The following is a 17,641-nucleotide window of genomic DNA, read 5'->3' as shown; positions in this document are numbered from 1 at the left end:
AAGATTATGTATTATCATGCTATAAAAAAGCAAAGGCTTATCGCCTTTGTTTTTTTATAGCTCTTCCCCATTCGTTTTAATAACATTTTTATACCAATAAAAGGACTTTTTCCTTTTTCGTTCCAATGTTCCGTTCCCTTCATTGTCTAAATCTACATGAATAAACCCATATCGTTTTTCCATCTCTCCAGTTCCTGCACTAACTAAATCAATGCAACCCCAAGGCGTATAACCTATCATTTCAACACCGTCTTCGATGGCCTGCCCCATTGCGTCAATATGTTCTCTTAAATACTCTATACGATAATCATCATGAATGGTTCCGTCTCCTTCTACTTTATCATAAGCACCTAATCCATTTTCTACGACGAACAATGGTAGTTCATAACGGTCATAAAGTTCATTTAACGAAATGCGGAGACCTGTTGGGTCAATTTCCCAACCCCAATCACTTGCTTTAAGGTATGGGTTTTTCATTCCCCCCACCATATTTCCTTCTCCAGCACCTTCATTTTCTTTTCTGTCCGTACGAGACATGTAATAACTTAGTGAAATAAAGTCTACTTTGCCTTTTTCTAATAATTCCAAATCCCCGTCTTGTATATCTAATTCAATGTTATTTTCTTTAAAATATTTATTCATAAAGCTCGGATATTTACCACGTACTTGAACATCACCGCAAAAATAATTAAACATGCGTGCTTCTTCTAGTACATACATTACATTTTCTGGATGACAGTCATAAGCATAAACAGGTGTATATAGAAGCATGCAACCAATTTGAGAATCCGGAATAATTTCATGACCTAACTGAACAGCCAAGGCACTAGCAAGAAACTGATGATGAAAGGCTTGGAATGTTGGTTGATATTTATCTTCTTCTTTTCTACGTACAAATCCAAGTCCATATAATGGAATACGTAATCCGCTGTTAATTTCATTAAATGTTAACCAATATTTCACTTTATCTTTATAGCGGTTAAACACAACGCTTGCATATCTTTCAAAGAAAGTGACGACTTCACGGTTTCTCCAGCCACCGTATTCTTTTACTAAATGAAGCGGCATTTCATAGTGTGATAGCGTAACGACCGGTTCAATATCATATTTTAATAATTCATCAAACACATTATCATAAAAAGCTAAACCTTCTTCATTCGGTTCCAATTCATCACCATTTGGGAAAATCCTGCTCCAGGCAATCGACATGCGATAAGCTTTAAACCCCATCTCTGCGAAAAGCGCAATATCTTCTTTGTAACGATGGTAAAAATCAATCCCTTGATGTTTTGGATAATGGTATTTTTCTTGATCTATCGTAAAGTCTAAGCTAGGGTCTTGCCTAACCGTATGCCTTATTTTACCACCGGGCATGACATCGGGAATATTTAACCCTTTATTCCCTTCATTAAAACCGCCTTCTAATTGATTAGCAGCGGTAGCTCCGCCCCATAAAAATCCTTCCGGAAATCTTGTTGTTTGTGTCATGGTATACCTCCTAGTATTTATATATCAACAATCCTTTAATTTAATCTAAATCTTCGCCATTACTTTGAATAACTTTTTTATACCAATCAAATGATTTTTTCCTTTTGCGCTCCATTGTTCCATTGCCATCATTATCTCTGTCTACATGAATAAATCCGTAACGCTTTTTCATTTCACCTGTTCCAGCACTGACAATATCAATTGGTCCCCAATACGTATACCCCATCAAGTCTACACCGTCTTTAATAGCTTCTTTCATTTCCTCTATATGAGATCTTAAATATTCAATACGATAATCATCGTTGACTTCTCCATCTTCGACTTCATCTGTCATTCCAAGCCCATTTTCAACGATCAAAAGCGGTTTTTGATATCTGTCATATACTTCATTTAAAACCAAACGAAGACCTTTAGGGTCAATTTGCCAACCCCAAGGGGTAGTTTCCAAATAAGGATTTGGTGTTCCTATCACCCCACCCGTATTTTCCAAAATTGGATCTCCAGTTTTATGCGTAGTGGTCCGATAGTAACTAAATCCTAAATAGTCAGCAGTATAGTTTTCAATCAGCTCCAAGTCGTTTTCTTCCATCTCTACGTTTACATGATATTCTTTCCAAATTCTATAGATATAATTTGGATACTTCCCTCTTAATAATACGTCACTGTAAAATAGTGTCCTTCTTCGTAATTCATAGGTTTCAAAAACATCATCTGGATGGCAAGTATTTGGGTAAACACTGCTTAACGATAACATTGCTCCCATTTTTGCATCCGGAATAATCTCATGGCAGAGCTTTGTAGCAATAGCACTGGCTACAAATTCATGATGACTAGCTTGATAAATAACTTGTAACCTGTTTTCATTTTCTTCAACTTTTGTGGCAGCGGCTATATGTGGCATTGTATGAGCATGATTGATCTCATTAAATCCCATCCAATATTTCACTTTATCTTTATAACGATTAAAAATCACTTCACAATATCGAGTGAAGAATTCAATCATTTTTCTATTTTTCCACCCACCATATTCTTTTACTAAATGGAAAGGTGATTCAAAGTGAGAAATTGTAATTACGGGTTCAATTCCATATTTTAATAATTCATCAAACAAATCATCATAGAATTTTAGACCTTTTTCATTTGGTTCTGTTTCGTCACCTTTTGGAAAAATCCTAGACCACGCAATAGATGTTCGAAATGCTTTGAATCCCATTTCTGCAAACAAAGCGATATCTTCTTTATAACGGTGATAGAAATCAATTCCCTCATGATATAGGTTTACCTCATCACTGTCCGCTTTTATTCCATTCATAATACCTTCTGGTGAAACATCTACAACTGATAAACCTTTTCCATCTTCTGCATACGCCCCTTCAGCCTGATTAGCTGCGATGGCACCACCCCATAAAAAGTCTTCTGGAAATACTTGTTCACTATTTGTTTTCATTGCAAATTACCCCCATTTTCTTCATAAAATGTAGATTCTAACCAAATTCAAAGAAACGATTTTTTATTCTAGATCTTTCCCATTGGAAGAAATCACTTTTTTATACCAGTTAAAGCTTTTCTTTTTCTTCCTTTCAAGTGTACCATTACCATCATTATCCCGGTCTACATGGATAAAACCATATCGTTTTTTCATTTCACCTGTTCCTGCACTAACAATGTCAATTGGACCCCAATAGGTGTAGCCCATTAAGTCAACGCCATCAATAATAGCTTCTTTCATTTCTTTAATATGATCTCGGACATAATTAATCCGATAATCATCATTTATTTCTCCATTTTCCAACTTATCATTCGTACCAAGCCCATTTTCTACAATAAAGAGCGGTTTTTGATAACGATCGTATAGTTCATTTAATACATAACGCAAGCCCTTAGAGTCAATTTGCCACCCCCAAGGAGTAGTTTCTAAATAAGGATTATCCGTACCCACAAGTCCCCCGGTATTTCCGAAAGTGGTTGTACCAGCTTTATATGTGGTTGTTCGGTAATAACTAAATCCTAAGTAATCTGCCGTATATTTTTCTAAAAGAGCTAAATCGTTTTGTTCTATATCTAATTTTATATTGTTTTCTCTCCAAATCCTTTGTACATAATTTGGATAATAGCCTCGTAATAAAACATCACTAAAGAATAAAGAGCGACGTCTTAGTTCATATGCTTCAAATACATCATCTGGATGGCAGGTATTCGGGTATATGCCACTTAAAGAAAGCATCGCTCCCATTTTTGCATCCGGAATAATTTCATGACATCGTTTTGTTGCCACCGCACTAGCCACAAACAGATGATGACTTGCTTGAAAAATGGCTTGTAATCGATCTTCATTTTCTTTGATAGTAATCCCACCTGCGGCCGTTGGAATGTTGTGTATATTATTTATTTCGTTAAATCCCATCCAATATTTCACTTTATCTTTATATCGATGAAAGACAACCTCTACATAACGAGTAAAAAAGTCAATCAGTTTGCGGCTTTTCCACCCACCATAGGATTTAACTAAATGCAGCGGTGTTTCATAATGAGAAAGCGTGACAACAGGCTCGATTCCATGCTTGATTAACTCATCGAATAAATCATCATAAAATTGCAGCCCTTTTTCATTTGGTTCTAATTCATCACCATAGGGGAAAATTCTTGTCCATGCAATAGATGTTCGAAATGTTTTAAAACCCATTTCAGCAAATAAGGCGATATCTTCTTCATAATGATGATAAAAATCTATTGCTTTATGATAAAGATTCATTTCATTACTTTCCTCTTTTATTTCTCTCATAACACCATCTGGCATAACATCAGCTGTTGATAAACCTTTGCCATCTTCCAAATATGCACCCTCTGCTTGATTAGCAGCAATTGCTCCACCCCATAAAAATCCTTCAGGAAATCCTGGTTTATTATTTGTAGTCATGCTACACACCTCCATACTTTTTGCAAAAAAGGTTGAGTTCCCCCAGCTTTTCAAGTCGGGTATTTATTCTAAGTCCTCACCATTGGTAGAAATGACTTTTTGATACCAATAAAAGGATTTCTTTTTCATGCGTTTTTTCGTTCCTCTACCCATGTCATCTTGATCGACATAAATATACCCATATCGTTTAGACATTTGATTGCTTGAAGCACTAATCATATCAATACATCCCCAAGACGTATAACCAAATACATCTACACCATCCGCAATAGCTTCTTTTATTTGTTTGATATGTTCTCTTAAATAATCAATGCGATAATCATCATGAATTTTCCCATCCTGTCCAATTTCATCTACTGCTCCTAAACCATTTTCAGCAACAAATAGCGGTTTTTGGTATCGATCATATAATTGATTTAATACAGAGCGTAAACCTTTTGGATCAATTTGCCAGCCCCAGTCACTACTTGGCAAATATGGATTTTGAATTCCACCTGTAACTAAATTTCCAACAGCATCTTCTAATTTTTCAGGATGTGCACTTACAGCATTCGACATATAGTAACTAAATGAAACAAAGTCAACAGGATAGTCTTTCATAATTTGTTCATCCTCAGGCTCCATCTCCAGCGTAACGTTCTTTTCTGCTAACATCCTCGCAGTATAAGCAGGATAATACCCTCTTGCTTGTACATCACTAAAAAACAATGACACACGTTGCTTTTCAGTAGTCGCTTGAACATCATCCGGGTCACAACTATAAGGTACAAGAAATTGATAACTTATCATACAACCAACTTTTGCTTCTGGATTTGCTTCTTTAATCGCCTTTGTAGCAAGGGCGCTTGCGACAAATTGATGGTGTGCTCCTTGATACTTTGCTTGCTCAATATGCGGATGATTTTCTTCAATAACACCTAAACTTACGAAAGGATGATGCTTAACTGCATTAATTTCATTAAAGGTCATCCAATATTTAACCCTATCATGATAGCGATCAACTACTGTGGTGACAAAGCGAACATAAAAGTCAATAACTTTTCGATTGACCCACCCCCCATATTCTGTAGCGAGGTAAAGTGGCATCTCATAATGTGATAAAGAAACAACAGGTTCGATCCCATATTTCAATAATTCATCAAATACATTATCATAAAATTGTAATCCTTCTTCACTAGGGGCCAATTCGTCCCCATTTGGGAAAATCCGTGTCCAAGCGATTGACATTCGATAAGCTTTAAATCCCATTTCTGCAAATAATGCAATATCTTCTTTGTAATGGTGATAAAAATCATTTCCATGTCTTTTCGGATAATATTTTGTACTTGACGGGTTTTGGGCTTCCTCTACTTGCTTATGGGTCATTAAATGCCACTGATCCGTCCAGTTTTCTTTTGGTGTGTTTTCATCAAAAATATAAACATCTGAAACGGAAAGACCTTTTTCTGTTTCTTCAAACCCGCCTTCGATTTGATTAGCAGCGGTTGCTCCGCCCCATAAGAAATCTTTTGGGAATGAATGGTTTCGTTTTTTCATTATAAAATTCTCCTTTTTTCGTTATTGTATTGCCATCCAGTGAACAGTCGCCTGGATGACATACAATATTATTTTCATCAATGATTAGATAACCTTTATTTTTCATTCTCCAGCATAATCAATGGGTCATCAATCTGGACTTTCCCTTGTGCTTCAATCTCAATAACTTTATACTTATCATGATTTGTTATTACTACAGGGGTAATTACCTCATAACCAGCCTTTTCAATGGCTTCGATATCAAACTCAATGAGCAATTGACCTTTTTCTACTTTATCTCCTTGAGAAACATGGGCTTTGAAAAATTCGCCATCTAATTGAACCGTATCCATTCCAATATGAATCAATAGTTCTGCGCCACGTTCTGTTTCAATTCCAATCGCATGATGGGTTCCGAATAAAGCAGAAACCGTACCTGAAACAGGTGAAATCAATTTTCCTTCAGTTGGCTGTATAGCTACTCCTTTACCCAAAGCGCCTGATGAAAAAGCAGAATCGGAAATCTCAGCTAAGCTTTTAACCTCTCCATTTAAAGGACTTTCTATCACTTCATTTTTTACGTTTTGTTCAATCTTCTCTTCTGCTGGTTGGCTCGTTTCTTCTGACGTACTTTTTTCTTCTTTTTTATTAAAGCCGCCAAAGAAATAAGTTAATAGAAATGCTAAAATTGTTCCAATCACAGCTGCGATAACAGAACCCATGAAAGCTGTGTTTAAACCTTCTTCAGGATTGATAAAACTTGGGAATTTGAATACGCCAAGTCCTCCGTATATATATTGCCTTGTATCAAATAACCCTATTATTGCCCCACCAATCGCGGACGAGATAAGCGTGAAAATAAATGGTCGCTTAAGTGGCAATGCAATACCATACATAGCAGGTTCGGTTACACCAAATATAGCAGATATAGATGCTGGTGCACTAAGTGTTTTCGTTTTTTGATTGTTCGTTTTTATCCAAACAGCAAGAACAGCTCCTACCAATGCAAATGAATGCACAAATGTTAACGGTAAAATGATGTCGGCACCTGCAACTTGGATATTATTAATTGCGATCGGAACAAGTCCCCAATGCAGTCCAAACATGACAAGCACTAACCAAAGGCCACCAAGGAAAAGCCCGGCAATAACAGGACTTAAATCATATATCCAAAGCGTTCCTTCTCCCAGTATCTGGCTTGCCCACGTAGCGATAGGACCAATTACAATAAAGGTTAACGGAATAATAATAAGCAATGTGAACATCGGAACTAAAAACATTCTTACTACAGATGGAATTACTTTCGTTAGGAAACCTTCTAATTTTGCTGCAAAAAATGCTGCAATAATAATAGGTATAACAGACATAGAGTAGGTCATTAATATAACCGGTATACCAAAGAATTCAATATAGACAGGTGATTCAATCACAGTTCCTGCAAACAATGTATACAATGGTTCGGCCGTATCCGGTATTCCTTCAAGAGCAGGATACACAAGCGCCATTGCAATGACCATACCTACAAATGGTGTTCCACCGAACTTTTTCATGGCTGTATATCCTAAAAGAATCGGTAGGAAATAAAACAGCGCATCACCTGTCGCATTTAAAATTTGATAAGTTCCACTTGCCTCCTCAAGCCATCCAAGTGAAACAAACAAAACATTTAAACCTTTAATCATACCAGAGGCTGCTAATATTCCAAGTATTGGAGTAAAAATGCCGGAAATTAAATCAATAAAGCGATCAAATAAATTACCTTTATCTTCCTCATCTGCACCATCAGCATCCACTGGCTTCTTAGCATCAAAATTACCTTCAGCTACAACAGCTTTGTAAACATCAGCTACATGGTTTCCAATAACAACTTGATATTGGCCACCACTTTTCCTAACAGTTACAACACCGTCCATGTTCTCTAGTACTTCCGTATTTGCCTTGCTTTCATCCTTTAATTTAAAGCGAAGACGAGTAACACAATGAACAACACTATTCACATTATCTTTCCCGCCGACATTTTCAATAATGTCTTTGGCTAATTGTTCATATTTCATCTTGCACCCTCCCATTTTGTATATTTTCAAAATAAAAACCCGAACGACTTTGATAGAACACAAAAAGAACGTGTTTTTCAAAATCATTCGGGTTATGCCCAAAAGGTTACATTCCCGTTTATATATTTTATTTTTTAAACATTGCTTGCGCTTCTTTCTACAAATGACTTAATCTCGGCTTGTTAAACGATAAATATGCAATGTTAAATATAATAGCTCATCGTGTGAGATGGTCCAATCATAATCATTTTCGATATACGCGGCAATACGCTCGGCACAACGAAAGGCTTTGTTGTATTTACTTTTAATTTGATCATATAGAAATTCATCATAACTGTTTGCCGTTTTTTCTTTGCGAACAAAACGCATCGCGAAAAAGCGTAAGTGTGTCAAAAATCGCTCATAATTAATAGAATCTTCATCTAAGTCCATTTGGTAATAATATTTAACAATGTTTAATATATCATTCACCATTTCGGTCACTTGAATGGCCTCAGCCATATTTTCCCCGGATATCTGACTATTAACGAAATGCAATGCAATGGAAGCCGCTTCATCTTCTGGTAAATTTATATCCAGCTCTTTATTTATGATATCAAGCGCTTCTAATGAAATTTGAAATTCCTGTTTATAGTACTTTCGAACTTCCCATAACAAGGCATTTTTCAAATCCAACCCTCGTTCGTGTCGTTCAACAGCAAAATTCAGGTGATCAATCAGTGCAACATACAAGTAATCATCTAACTTATAGGAAAGTTTCTCCTTTGCTAATGCAATAATTTTATGTGCTAGTTCTAAATAGATTTCCGGAATATCTTGTAGCAGCTCTGCGATTTTATTGGATATCCCTTTACTTTCCAAAATAAATGTTTTCTCGATTTTGGATGGGTCAATGAAAGCCCCTTCCTTTTTTTGAAAAGCTAAGCCTCTCCCCATTACAATGATTTCCTGATTCAACTCATTATGGGATATAGCAACATTGTTATTTAAAATTTTTTTGATTTTCATTTCCATCCACACCTGATCCGCATTTTACTAAAACAATCAACCAATACACTTATCTTATCAAAGATTCCCTATTCTAGTAACTATTCGCTATGCGCTTAACGCCTGACTTATGAAGCCCTTTCATTCTTCCTTCTATTCGATACTCATGCATGAAATATCGGATGGGAATAAAAAAACCCGAATTGTTTAAAGACGCACCTCTAGCGTTTTAAATCAACTCAGGTTATGCCCAATTAAGGTTACATTCCTTAAGAAAAGTTAACTTTTATCTTATATTTATAATTTAGCACAACTTTTGAACTATGTCAACGAATACATTTATGAAGGGTTTTACTTGCCAACGCAAGTTACACACACCTGGGTTATTTTTCCTTAAGTTGCTTCTTGTTTCGCACGTTTCCTTTCCGTGTTAACCCAAAGAAAAGTGATACCTATACCAAATGCCATTAAAATAGTTGCAAAATAAAATGGGTAATCTAGGTTGATATCAAACAAAAATCCGCCTACTACGGGACCAATCACATTACCAAGACTGGTAAACATCGAGTTCATCCCGGCAACAAAACCCTGCTCATTCCCCGCAATCGTTGACAAATAGTTTGTGACCGTCGGGCGTATTAAGTCAAATCCAATGAAAATGGTGATCGTAACAAGCAGGATGGTGTAATATTCATGTACCATCGTCATTAAAAACACCATAATAGTAGAGAAAGTTAAACTATAGCGAACCAACCGAATTTCACCAAACCGTTTAACCAAATAACCAAATAAGAAGACCTGAACAATCGCGCCCAGGATGGCCCCACCACTAATCATGATCGCAATATCTGTCGGTGTAAAACCAAATTTTCGATCCGCAAATAAGGAAAACAATGATTCGAATGACGAGAGACCAAACGAAAAAATAATGATAATTAAGAAGGAAAAGAGATAGACAGGTACAAACACCCGGCCCCAGCCAGTTTTTGCACCTGTCATTTGCACCTCATCACTTCCATGATGTCGCTCAGGCTCACGCAGCAAAATGAGGGATAATATAATCGCTACCACTCCAGAACCAGCAGCGAAGAAAAATGGCACCCTCGTTCCAGCGCCTGCTAAAAAACCGCCTACTCCTGGTCCGATAATAAACCCAGTGTTAATGGCTGCCGACATGTATCCAAGTGCTTTCGGGCGGTAATCAAGTGTCGTAATATCTGCAATATATGCCGTCACCGCAGCCATAATAAAAGCGGCACCGATGCCACCAAGCATACGGGAAATGAACAATACACTAACGACCTTGCCGATCCCGAACAGAAATTGGGAAATAGCAAAAATGAACAATCCAATCACGATCATTCTTTTTCGTCCGAATCGATCTACCCAACTTCCAGCAACCGGTGAAGCAAGCAGCTGCATAAAGGCAAATGCTGCAACAAGATATCCCACAACCGATCCGGATAAATGTAAGTCATTCATAATGGTCGGTACAACGGGAATAACAAGACTAACCCCTAAAAATGCCAAAAATAAATTTATTAATACAATGATAAGTGCTAATGGTTGGTTCTTTTTCATTTCCTGTTATCCCCTTTCGCAATCCTGCAAAAAGAAATATAAACGCTGCATTAGGGAAAAGTCAAGTTTTTGTTTCTAACCCCTCTCCTTTCCTACTTCATCACTTTTTCGTACCACCTAAAAATTAGGCTGGAAACCCAATGTTAGACAACCTACATCTTCAAAACAAATTTACTGTTCGTCCCGCTCATGAATGATATCCCGCCATTTTAAATCTCCACGCTCTAACGCATGGATAAATACCTCCGCAGAACCCATATTCGTTGCCAACGGTATATTGTACACATCACAAAGGCGCATTAACGCTGATATATCCGGTTCATGCGGTTGAGCGGTCAACGGATCACGAAAGAATATAATTATATCCATGTTATTATCTGCTACCATGGAACCAATTTGCTGATCCCCACCAAGTGGGCCTGATTGAAAACGGTGAAGAGATAATCCAGCGTTTTCCGCTATCTTCAGACCTGTTGTACCGGTAGCATAAAGTTCATGTTTTTCTAGGCTGTATTTATAGCTTTGAGCAAACTTAACGATATCGTCTTTCTTTTTATCATGTGCGATCAATGCAATTTTCACTATTTCTCTCCCCTTGTAAAATCATTCACCTATCATGACGCGAAGTACATTTGGATGATCTTTAAATGTTTTTGTTCCAGCTCCATAGCCTATATTATTCACTTTCATGGTTGGTGTATTGGAAAATTCCTCGGCAAGCGCTGCTATAATAGCAGCTCCTGTCGGTGTCGTCAACTCGGCTGTTACATCACTGTGCATTAAAGGTACGCCTTGCAATATTTCAAGCGTTGCAGGTGCTGGAACTGGGTATACACCATGATCAATATGAATTTTTCCGGACCCTACTGGAATCGGCGATGATTTGAACACACCTATCTTAAGATCATGAATCAAAATGGCTGCTCCAACAATATCAATAATCGAGTCGACTGCTCCAACCTCATGAAAATGAACATTCTCAAGAGGCATTCCGTGAATCTTTCCTTCTGCTTCCCCGATCTTTTTGAAAATGTTCAACGCCATATCCTGTACCTGTTCCGGAAAATCCGCTGCTTCAATAAGCTGCACAATATCGCGATAGGAACGATGCTGATGGTCATGATGGTGCCCGTGTTCATGCTCGTGACTGTGATTATGGTGATGGTGCTCATGCTCATGTTCGTGACTGTGATTATGATGATGGTGCTCATGCTCATGTTCGTGACTGTGATTATGATGATGAGGCTTCTCATTCAACAATACAACATCAAATTTCGTGCTAGTGATCCCATTTTTTACAATTTTTTTCTGTTTTAGTTCATACTCGTCTTCTATGTGAAGCTTCTTCAATTCGCTCTCCAGAACAGTTATATCGGCTCCGGCATCAATCAGAGCTCCAATAACCATATCGCCGCTTATTCCTGAAAAGCAATCAAAATAAAGAACGCTCATTTCAAAATCTCCTTTTTCTGTTATAATGTCCATGGACAATGAATAATGCAATTATTTTGAACCTATGTTTTGCAACCCTTTTCAACACGTTTTAAAAACAACCAACTCGTAGGTAGTTTCTAATTTCTATTATTAATTTGTGCGTCAAACAAATCAAGGTTATAATTAATGAAAGAATATCACTGTTGTGCGTTTCCGTCAATGAATGTTACGGCGGCATATACATAAATAAACGGACATTATTTATAAATTCAAAAAGTCACAAATGGATCAGGAAATGAAGGGAGATATATATGGTTACAGGCGATGGGGCTTATATTAAAAAAATCAATAGAAGTGTTATTTTACAACGAATCATTGAACAAGGGATGATTTCGCGGGCTGATTTATCGAAACAAACCGGCCTAAATAAAGCAACAATTTCGGTTCAAGTTGCTAACTTATTAGAGGAAGATTTAATTTATGAAACACAGCAGGAACATAATGCGATCGGCAGAAGACCAATTATGTTGTCCATTAATCGGAAAGCGGGATATGTGCTTGGAATCGATCTTGATTATACCAAAATACAGTATACATTATCCGATTTATTAGGCTATCCAGTCCACAGTGAAATCTTTACGCCAAAGAAAGATAATTACCAGGAAATCGTTCACATCTTGGCAAGACAAATCAACAAATATGATAAGGAAAGTACAGACAGCCGCTATGGCTTAGTAGGTGTTATGATTGGAATCCATGGAACAGTGAACATTGATGAACATATTAATTTTGTCCCTAAGTTTCAGTGGCATCACAAAAACCTAAAAGCCGATCTTCAAAAAGAAGTAAATGTAAACATTTCAATTGAAAACAGCGCTAATCTTTCGGCATATGCAGAAAGCGTATATAAACATCATCAAAGCGATAACTTGCTTGCAATCAATCTATCATCAGGTATTGGTGCCGGAATAATAATAGATGGCGAACTTCACAAGGGGTACCATGGATATGCGGGAGAAATGGGACATATGATTATTTCACCTGGTGGTAAGGCTTGTAGATGTGGCAATCATGGTTGCTGGGAGATGTATAATTCTGAACCCAGTCTATTTGCACAACTAGCTGAAAAACTTAATCGATCAACAATCACACATCAAGATATGAGAAAATTAATCGCCAATCAAGATCCAACCACCTTGGAACAAATGGATACGTATATTGATTACCTGTCCATTGGCCTGAACAATACGATCAATTTGTACAATCCGGAAACCATTGTCCTGAATTGTGAAGTCCTGCAAATGTATCCAAATATTATAGATAAAATTGAAGCGAAGCTAACTTCAAACATGAGTCAGTACCGTGAAATTACATTATCCGAACTTGGTAGTAAAGCATGTGGAATGGGGGCAAATGCGTTAGCGATTCAGCGATTCTTGGAAGTTCCCGAACTCTTTTTAACCATAACAGAGGATCATATTCCATCAGGTAGTACAAGTGAAATGAATGTGGGATCAGGGCAATAGTTTCTGAAATGGTTGGATGCTTGCCTTCTTCTACCCCCAATCATATCAAAAGCACCTCAATCTCATATGAGATTGAGGTGCTTTTCACCTTAGAGCCAGTTTGTATGAAACACGCCTTCTTTATCCTTACGCTGATACGTATGTGCACCAAAATAATCGCGCTGTGCTTGCAATAGATTAGCTGGCAAATCGTGTGAGCGATAGCTGTCATAATATGCAATTGCACTGGAGAATGATGGTACAGCAATACCATGTTTGACCGCTACGGAAACAACCTCACGCAATGCAGACTGATACTCTTCCACAATTTCCTTGAAATAAGGATCCAGCAATAGGTTTGTTAAACCTGGCTCACGATCATATGCATCTTTGATTTTTTGCAGGAAATTGGCACGAATAATGCAGCCGCCACGCCAAATCATGGCAATATCACCATAGCGTAAGTTCCAGTCGTTCTCTTCGGATTGTGCACGCATTTGCGCAAAACCTTGGGCATAGGAAACAATTTTACTCATGTACAGGGCTTTACGTACAGCTTCTATTAATTCATCTTTATTCCCATCAAATTTGGAAACTTCCGGGCCACTTAATACTTTACTTGCCTTTACACGCTCTTCCTTCATGGCAGAAATAAAACGAGCAAATACAGATTCTGTAATCAATGGAAGTGGGACACCTAAATCCAAGGCGTTCTTGCTCGTCCATTTCCCGGTACCCTTCTGACCTGCTGTATCTAGAATCACATCAACAAGCGGCTTACCTGTTTCCTCATCTTTTTTAGTGAAAATATCCGCCGTGATTTCAATCAGGTAACTATCCAGTTCACCTTTATTCCACTCCGAAAACACCTCATGAAGTTCCTGTGTATCAAGACCAAGTACATGTTTTAAAATGTAATACGCTTCCGAGATTAATTGCATATCGCCATATTCAATCCCATTATGCACCATTTTTACGAAATGACCGGCGCCATTAGGACCTATATATGTTGTACAAGGATCACCATCTACTTTTGCAGAAATAGCTTCGAAAATAGGTGCAACAAGGTCATAAGCTTCCTTTTGCCCACCAGGCATAATCGAAGGGCCATTTAGTGCACCTTCTTCCCCACCGGAAACTCCGGTTCCAATGAAATGAATGCCTGTTTTTTCAAGTTCTTTATTACGGCGAATGGTATCTTCAAATAATGTATTTCCACCATCAATCAAAATATCGCCTTTTTCCAAATAGGGTTGCAGTGATTCAATAGTTGCATCTGTGGCAGGACCTGCTTTAACCATTAATAAAATTTTGCGTGGCTTTTCCAATGAATGAACAAATTCTTCAACACTGGTAGCTCCTACAAAATTCTTACCTTTTGCTTCGTCTTCCAAGAAAGCTTCTGTTTTCTCTGAAGAACGATTAAATACAGAAACGGAGTATCCTCTGCTTTCAATATTGAGGGCCAGGTTTTTCCCCATAACCGCTAAACCAATAACGCCAATTTGTTGTGCCATATTCTTTACCTTCCTTACCTATAGTTTAATGCTTAGAGAGAAAAATACCGCTTTGCATTTTCGTAACAAATTCCGCGAACGTACTTCTCAAGTAGTCCCATATCTTTTGGTACTTTTCCTTCTTCCACCCAGGATCCCAGCAAATTACATAAGATTCTTCTGAAATATTCATGACGTGAGAATGACAGGAAACTTCTCGAATCCGTCAGCATTCCAATAAAATGACGGATTAGCCCGATATTTGCTAATGTCTTCATTTGGTTCTCCATGCCATCTATTGTATCATTAAACCACCATGCAGTTCCAAACTGAACCTTTCCGGGGATTTCAGCGTTTTGATAATTTCCTGCCATCGCAGCGAGCACATCATAATCATTCGCGTTTAGACTATACAAAATGGTTTTTGGAAGTTTATCTCTTTCTTCCAATGCATCCAGTAATGCTGCTAATTTTTCAGCAATCTGTGGGTCATTAATGGAATCGAAACCACTGTCAGCTCCAAGTTTTTTAAACATCTTCGTATTATTATTTCGAAGCGGGCTAATATGAAGTTGCATGGCCCACCCTTTATCCGCGTATAATTCCCCGAGTGTAAGCAATGTATATGTTTTAAATTGATCCACTTCTTTAGTAGGAAGCTCTTCTCCTTTTAAGCGTTTCGCAAAAATGGAAGCTACTTCAGCTTTTGATGCTTTTTCATAATATAAAACATTAATGCCATGGTCGGAACTTCTGCAGCCATGTTTATCAAAATAGTCGACTCGTTTTGCTAATGCACCAAGAAAAGCATCATAGGTTTCAATCTCCGCATTGGTAACCTTTCCTAGTTTTTCTACCCATGGAAGGAAGTCGTCTTTTTCAATGCCCAACCCTTTATCCGGACGGAAAGATGGTGATACTTTAGGCGAAAACCCTTCCGCTGCTAATTGGATGTGGTTTGCGAGGTCATCTGTTGGATCGTCTGTTGTTCCGACAAACTCCACATTATCTTTTTTAAGCATAGATCTTACGGAACGTTCTGGTGCACGAAGCTTTCGGTTTGCTTCCTCCCAAATGGCTGGTGCAGTATCTTCATTAAATACAACATCTATATCAAAATAACGCAATAGTTCCAGGTGCGTCCAGTGATACAGTGGGTTACCAAATGTATTTGGCACTGTTTTAGCCCATGCCAGAAATTTCTCATAATCACTTTTATCCCCGGTTATATAAGCTTCATCCGTACCGTTTGCACGCATCGCTCTCCATTTATAATGATCTCCAGCCAGCCAGATTTCGGACAAATTATGGTAATGTTTATCTTGCAGAATTTCTTCATGGTTTAAGTGATTATGATAATCGATGATTGGTAAATGCTTTGCTGTATTATGATAGAGTTCTTTTGCTGTTTCATTATACAATAAAAAATCGTCGGTAATAAATGTTTTCATTCTTCATCAGCCTTTCTTCATTTGTTGAAAATAGTGTGTCGTTCCTCGCTTCATTCTCCAAATAACGTGCTTTTATTATTCCATTACAACATTATTTTGTTTACCAAACAAACTATATATTATCATCATATATGTAAACGGTTTATTTTTCAAGGGAAAACGTGCATGTTTCATACTAGTATTTGGGAAATCAACATGGTTACAACGTCAAAAATGTCCAAAGGCCAGGCTCTCTTTTATCATTTCGATTGTACTCAGAGATTTCCTCAGGGGAAAAAAGTCGAAGCCACCTGCAAAGAAATGATAAAATAAAGCGTAGTAAACTTCTAGAAAGTAGGATCGAACCCATATGAAAGGCATTCGAAAAATACTCCTCCCTTGGATGATTATAATTCTATTTGTAACTACTCTATTCCTATTATATAACCGAATAGAAGATAACGATATAGACATGGATGAGGATGCATCCCTCCCAACTGAACTGCATCCAATTGTAGAAGAAAAGAAAAACGAATTGCTAGAGCAAGCAGCTGAAATAGATATTGATGTTGTTATTACAGAGGAAATACGCTCGATCGATAGACAAAATGAGCTTTATGAGCAAGGAAGATCAACAAGCGGTAATATTGTTACAAATGCAAGGGGCGGCCAGTCATATCATAATTATGGACTAGCTATCGATTATGCACTCCGTGATGATAATGGGGAGCTGATCTGGGATATTCACTATGATGGAAATGATAATGGAAAATCTGACTGGTTTGAAGTCGCTGACCTTGCAAAAGAATTAGGATTTGACTGGGGTGGAGACTGGGAGAGCTTTAAAGATTACCCCCACCTGCAAATGGATTTCGGATTACGTATTGACCAACTGCAAAGAGGAATGCGACCAGATCCTGACGGTAGCCAAAATGAGGCAGGCCAGTAGTTGGCCATGGTGGAATACACCTCCCCTTAGGAAAATAACCATTCGTAATTCAAACAGGAATTCCTTCTGAAACTGCGTATATCTGTCAATAAAATATAGAGAACTCAAAAATAAGCCATTCCGCAACCCATTTATAACACGTAAACACTGCCATTTATCCAAATAGAAAATCCTACTGTATTTGTTCTCCTATATTTCCGTCAGGATAATTTTCTATAAGAGATAAAAGGGGTGATTAAAGCGGTTTTAATGCATAGATGAACATAAAAGCCAATCTTTAGATAT

At 37.6% G+C, this 17,641-nt stretch carries 13 protein-coding genes; 2 read left to right on the top strand and 11 right to left on the bottom strand.

Translation table 11 applies throughout. The features are described from left to right. Positions 1-54: 54 nt before the first annotated feature. The 9 genes from KFZ56_RS03990 to larC form a co-directional block, all read right to left on the bottom strand. Positions 55-1,488, bottom strand: a complete 1,434-nt coding sequence (locus KFZ56_RS03990) for a glycoside hydrolase family 1 protein (protein ID WP_222640395.1) — start codon at positions 1,486-1,488, stop codon at positions 55-57. A gap of 40 nt (positions 1,489-1,528) precedes the next feature. Beyond that, positions 1,529-2,935, bottom strand: a complete 1,407-nt coding sequence (locus KFZ56_RS03985; RefSeq protein WP_222640394.1) for a glycoside hydrolase family 1 protein — start codon at positions 2,933-2,935, stop codon at positions 1,529-1,531. A gap of 63 nt (positions 2,936-2,998) precedes the next feature. Further along, the gene (locus tag KFZ56_RS03980) at positions 2,999-4,405 is read right to left on the bottom strand and encodes a glycoside hydrolase family 1 protein (RefSeq protein WP_222640393.1); all 1,407 of its coding nucleotides are present in this window, start codon (positions 4,403-4,405) and stop codon (positions 2,999-3,001) included. 63 nt (positions 4,406-4,468) lie between these two features. Next, positions 4,469-5,941, bottom strand: coding sequence for a glycoside hydrolase family 1 protein (locus tag KFZ56_RS03975; RefSeq protein WP_222640392.1), 1,473 nt, complete (start codon positions 5,939-5,941; stop codon positions 4,469-4,471). A 95-nt stretch (positions 5,942-6,036) separates the two neighbouring features. Further along, positions 6,037-7,974: a beta-glucoside-specific PTS transporter subunit IIABC gene (locus KFZ56_RS03970; RefSeq protein WP_222640391.1), complete on the bottom strand. Its 1,938-nt coding sequence runs from the start codon at positions 7,972-7,974 to the stop codon at positions 6,037-6,039. Between the two features lie 168 nt (positions 7,975-8,142). Beyond that, on the bottom strand, positions 8,143-8,982 hold the full coding sequence (gene licT / locus KFZ56_RS03965) for a BglG family transcription antiterminator LicT (RefSeq protein ID WP_222640390.1): 840 nt from the start codon (positions 8,980-8,982) through the stop codon (positions 8,143-8,145). Between the two features lie 372 nt (positions 8,983-9,354). Continuing rightward, positions 9,355-10,542: an MFS transporter gene (locus KFZ56_RS03960; RefSeq protein WP_222640388.1), complete on the bottom strand. Its 1,188-nt coding sequence runs from the start codon at positions 10,540-10,542 to the stop codon at positions 9,355-9,357. A gap of 171 nt (positions 10,543-10,713) precedes the next feature. Beyond that, entirely contained in the window at positions 10,714-11,124 is a 411-nt protein-coding gene (gene mgsA / locus KFZ56_RS03955) for a methylglyoxal synthase (protein WP_222640387.1), read from the bottom strand. A gap of 21 nt (positions 11,125-11,145) precedes the next feature. Further along, positions 11,146-11,994 carry a nickel pincer cofactor biosynthesis protein LarC gene (gene larC / locus KFZ56_RS03950; protein WP_222640386.1) on the bottom strand — a complete coding sequence of 283 codons (849 nt, stop codon included), beginning with the start codon at positions 11,992-11,994 and terminating at the stop codon, positions 11,146-11,148. A gap of 293 nt (positions 11,995-12,287) precedes the next feature. Between larC and KFZ56_RS03945 the strand changes: the two genes are divergently transcribed. Further along, on the top strand, positions 12,288-13,502 hold the full coding sequence (locus tag KFZ56_RS03945) for an ROK family transcriptional regulator (protein WP_222640385.1): 1,215 nt from the start codon (positions 12,288-12,290) through the stop codon (positions 13,500-13,502). 89 nt (positions 13,503-13,591) lie between these two features. Here KFZ56_RS03945 and gnd read toward each other — a convergent pair whose 3' ends face one another. Next, positions 13,592-14,998, bottom strand: a complete 1,407-nt coding sequence (gene gnd / locus KFZ56_RS03940; RefSeq protein ID WP_222640384.1) for an NADP-dependent phosphogluconate dehydrogenase — start codon at positions 14,996-14,998, stop codon at positions 13,592-13,594. Positions 14,999-15,030: 32 nt separating this feature from the next. Next, entirely contained in the window at positions 15,031-16,428 is a 1,398-nt protein-coding gene (gene uxaC, locus KFZ56_RS03935) for a glucuronate isomerase (protein WP_222640383.1), read from the bottom strand. A 349-nt stretch (positions 16,429-16,777) separates the two neighbouring features. Between uxaC and KFZ56_RS03930 the strand changes: the two genes are divergently transcribed. Further along, complete coding sequence (locus tag KFZ56_RS03930) at positions 16,778-17,356, top strand: M15 family metallopeptidase (RefSeq protein ID WP_222640382.1); 579 nt, start codon at positions 16,778-16,780, stop codon at positions 17,354-17,356. Positions 17,357-17,641: the final 285 nt, after the last annotated feature.

The sequence above is a fragment of the Virgibacillus sp. NKC19-3 genome, assembly GCF_019837165.1.
Lineage (GTDB): Bacteria > Bacillota > Bacilli > Bacillales > Amphibacillaceae > Virgibacillus_L > Virgibacillus_L saliphilus.
This window is presented reverse-complemented; position numbering and strand designations above follow the sequence as displayed.

What these genes read in the sequence shown, in the direction of transcription:
- KFZ56_RS03990 (WP_222640395.1), bottom strand. Translation starts at nt 1,488, where the DNA reads ATGACACAAACAACAAGATTTCCGGAAGGATTTTTATGGGGCGGAGCT.
- KFZ56_RS03985 (WP_222640394.1), bottom strand. Translation starts at nt 2,935, where the DNA reads ATGAAAACAAATAGTGAACAAGTATTTCCAGAAGACTTTTTATGGGGT.
- KFZ56_RS03980 (WP_222640393.1), bottom strand. Translation starts at nt 4,405, where the DNA reads ATGACTACAAATAATAAACCAGGATTTCCTGAAGGATTTTTATGGGGT.
- KFZ56_RS03975 (WP_222640392.1), bottom strand. Translation starts at nt 5,941, where the DNA reads ATGAAAAAACGAAACCATTCATTCCCAAAAGATTTCTTATGGGGCGGA.
- KFZ56_RS03970 (WP_222640391.1), bottom strand. Translation starts at nt 7,974, where the DNA reads ATGAAATATGAACAATTAGCCAAAGACATTATTGAAAATGTCGGCGGG.
- licT (WP_222640390.1), bottom strand. Translation starts at nt 8,982, where the DNA reads ATGAAAATCAAAAAAATTTTAAATAACAATGTTGCTATATCCCATAAT.
- KFZ56_RS03960 (WP_222640388.1), bottom strand. Translation starts at nt 10,542, where the DNA reads ATGAAAAAGAACCAACCATTAGCACTTATCATTGTATTAATAAATTTA.
- larC (WP_222640386.1), bottom strand. Translation starts at nt 11,994, where the DNA reads ATGAGCGTTCTTTATTTTGATTGCTTTTCAGGAATAAGCGGCGATATG.
- KFZ56_RS03945 (WP_222640385.1), top strand. Translation starts at nt 12,288, where the DNA reads ATGGTTACAGGCGATGGGGCTTATATTAAAAAAATCAATAGAAGTGTT.
- gnd (WP_222640384.1), bottom strand. Translation starts at nt 14,998, where the DNA reads ATGGCACAACAAATTGGCGTTATTGGTTTAGCGGTTATGGGGAAAAAC.
- uxaC (WP_222640383.1), bottom strand. Translation starts at nt 16,428, where the DNA reads ATGAAAACATTTATTACCGACGATTTTTTATTGTATAATGAAACAGCA.
- KFZ56_RS03930 (WP_222640382.1), top strand. Translation starts at nt 16,778, where the DNA reads ATGAAAGGCATTCGAAAAATACTCCTCCCTTGGATGATTATAATTCTA.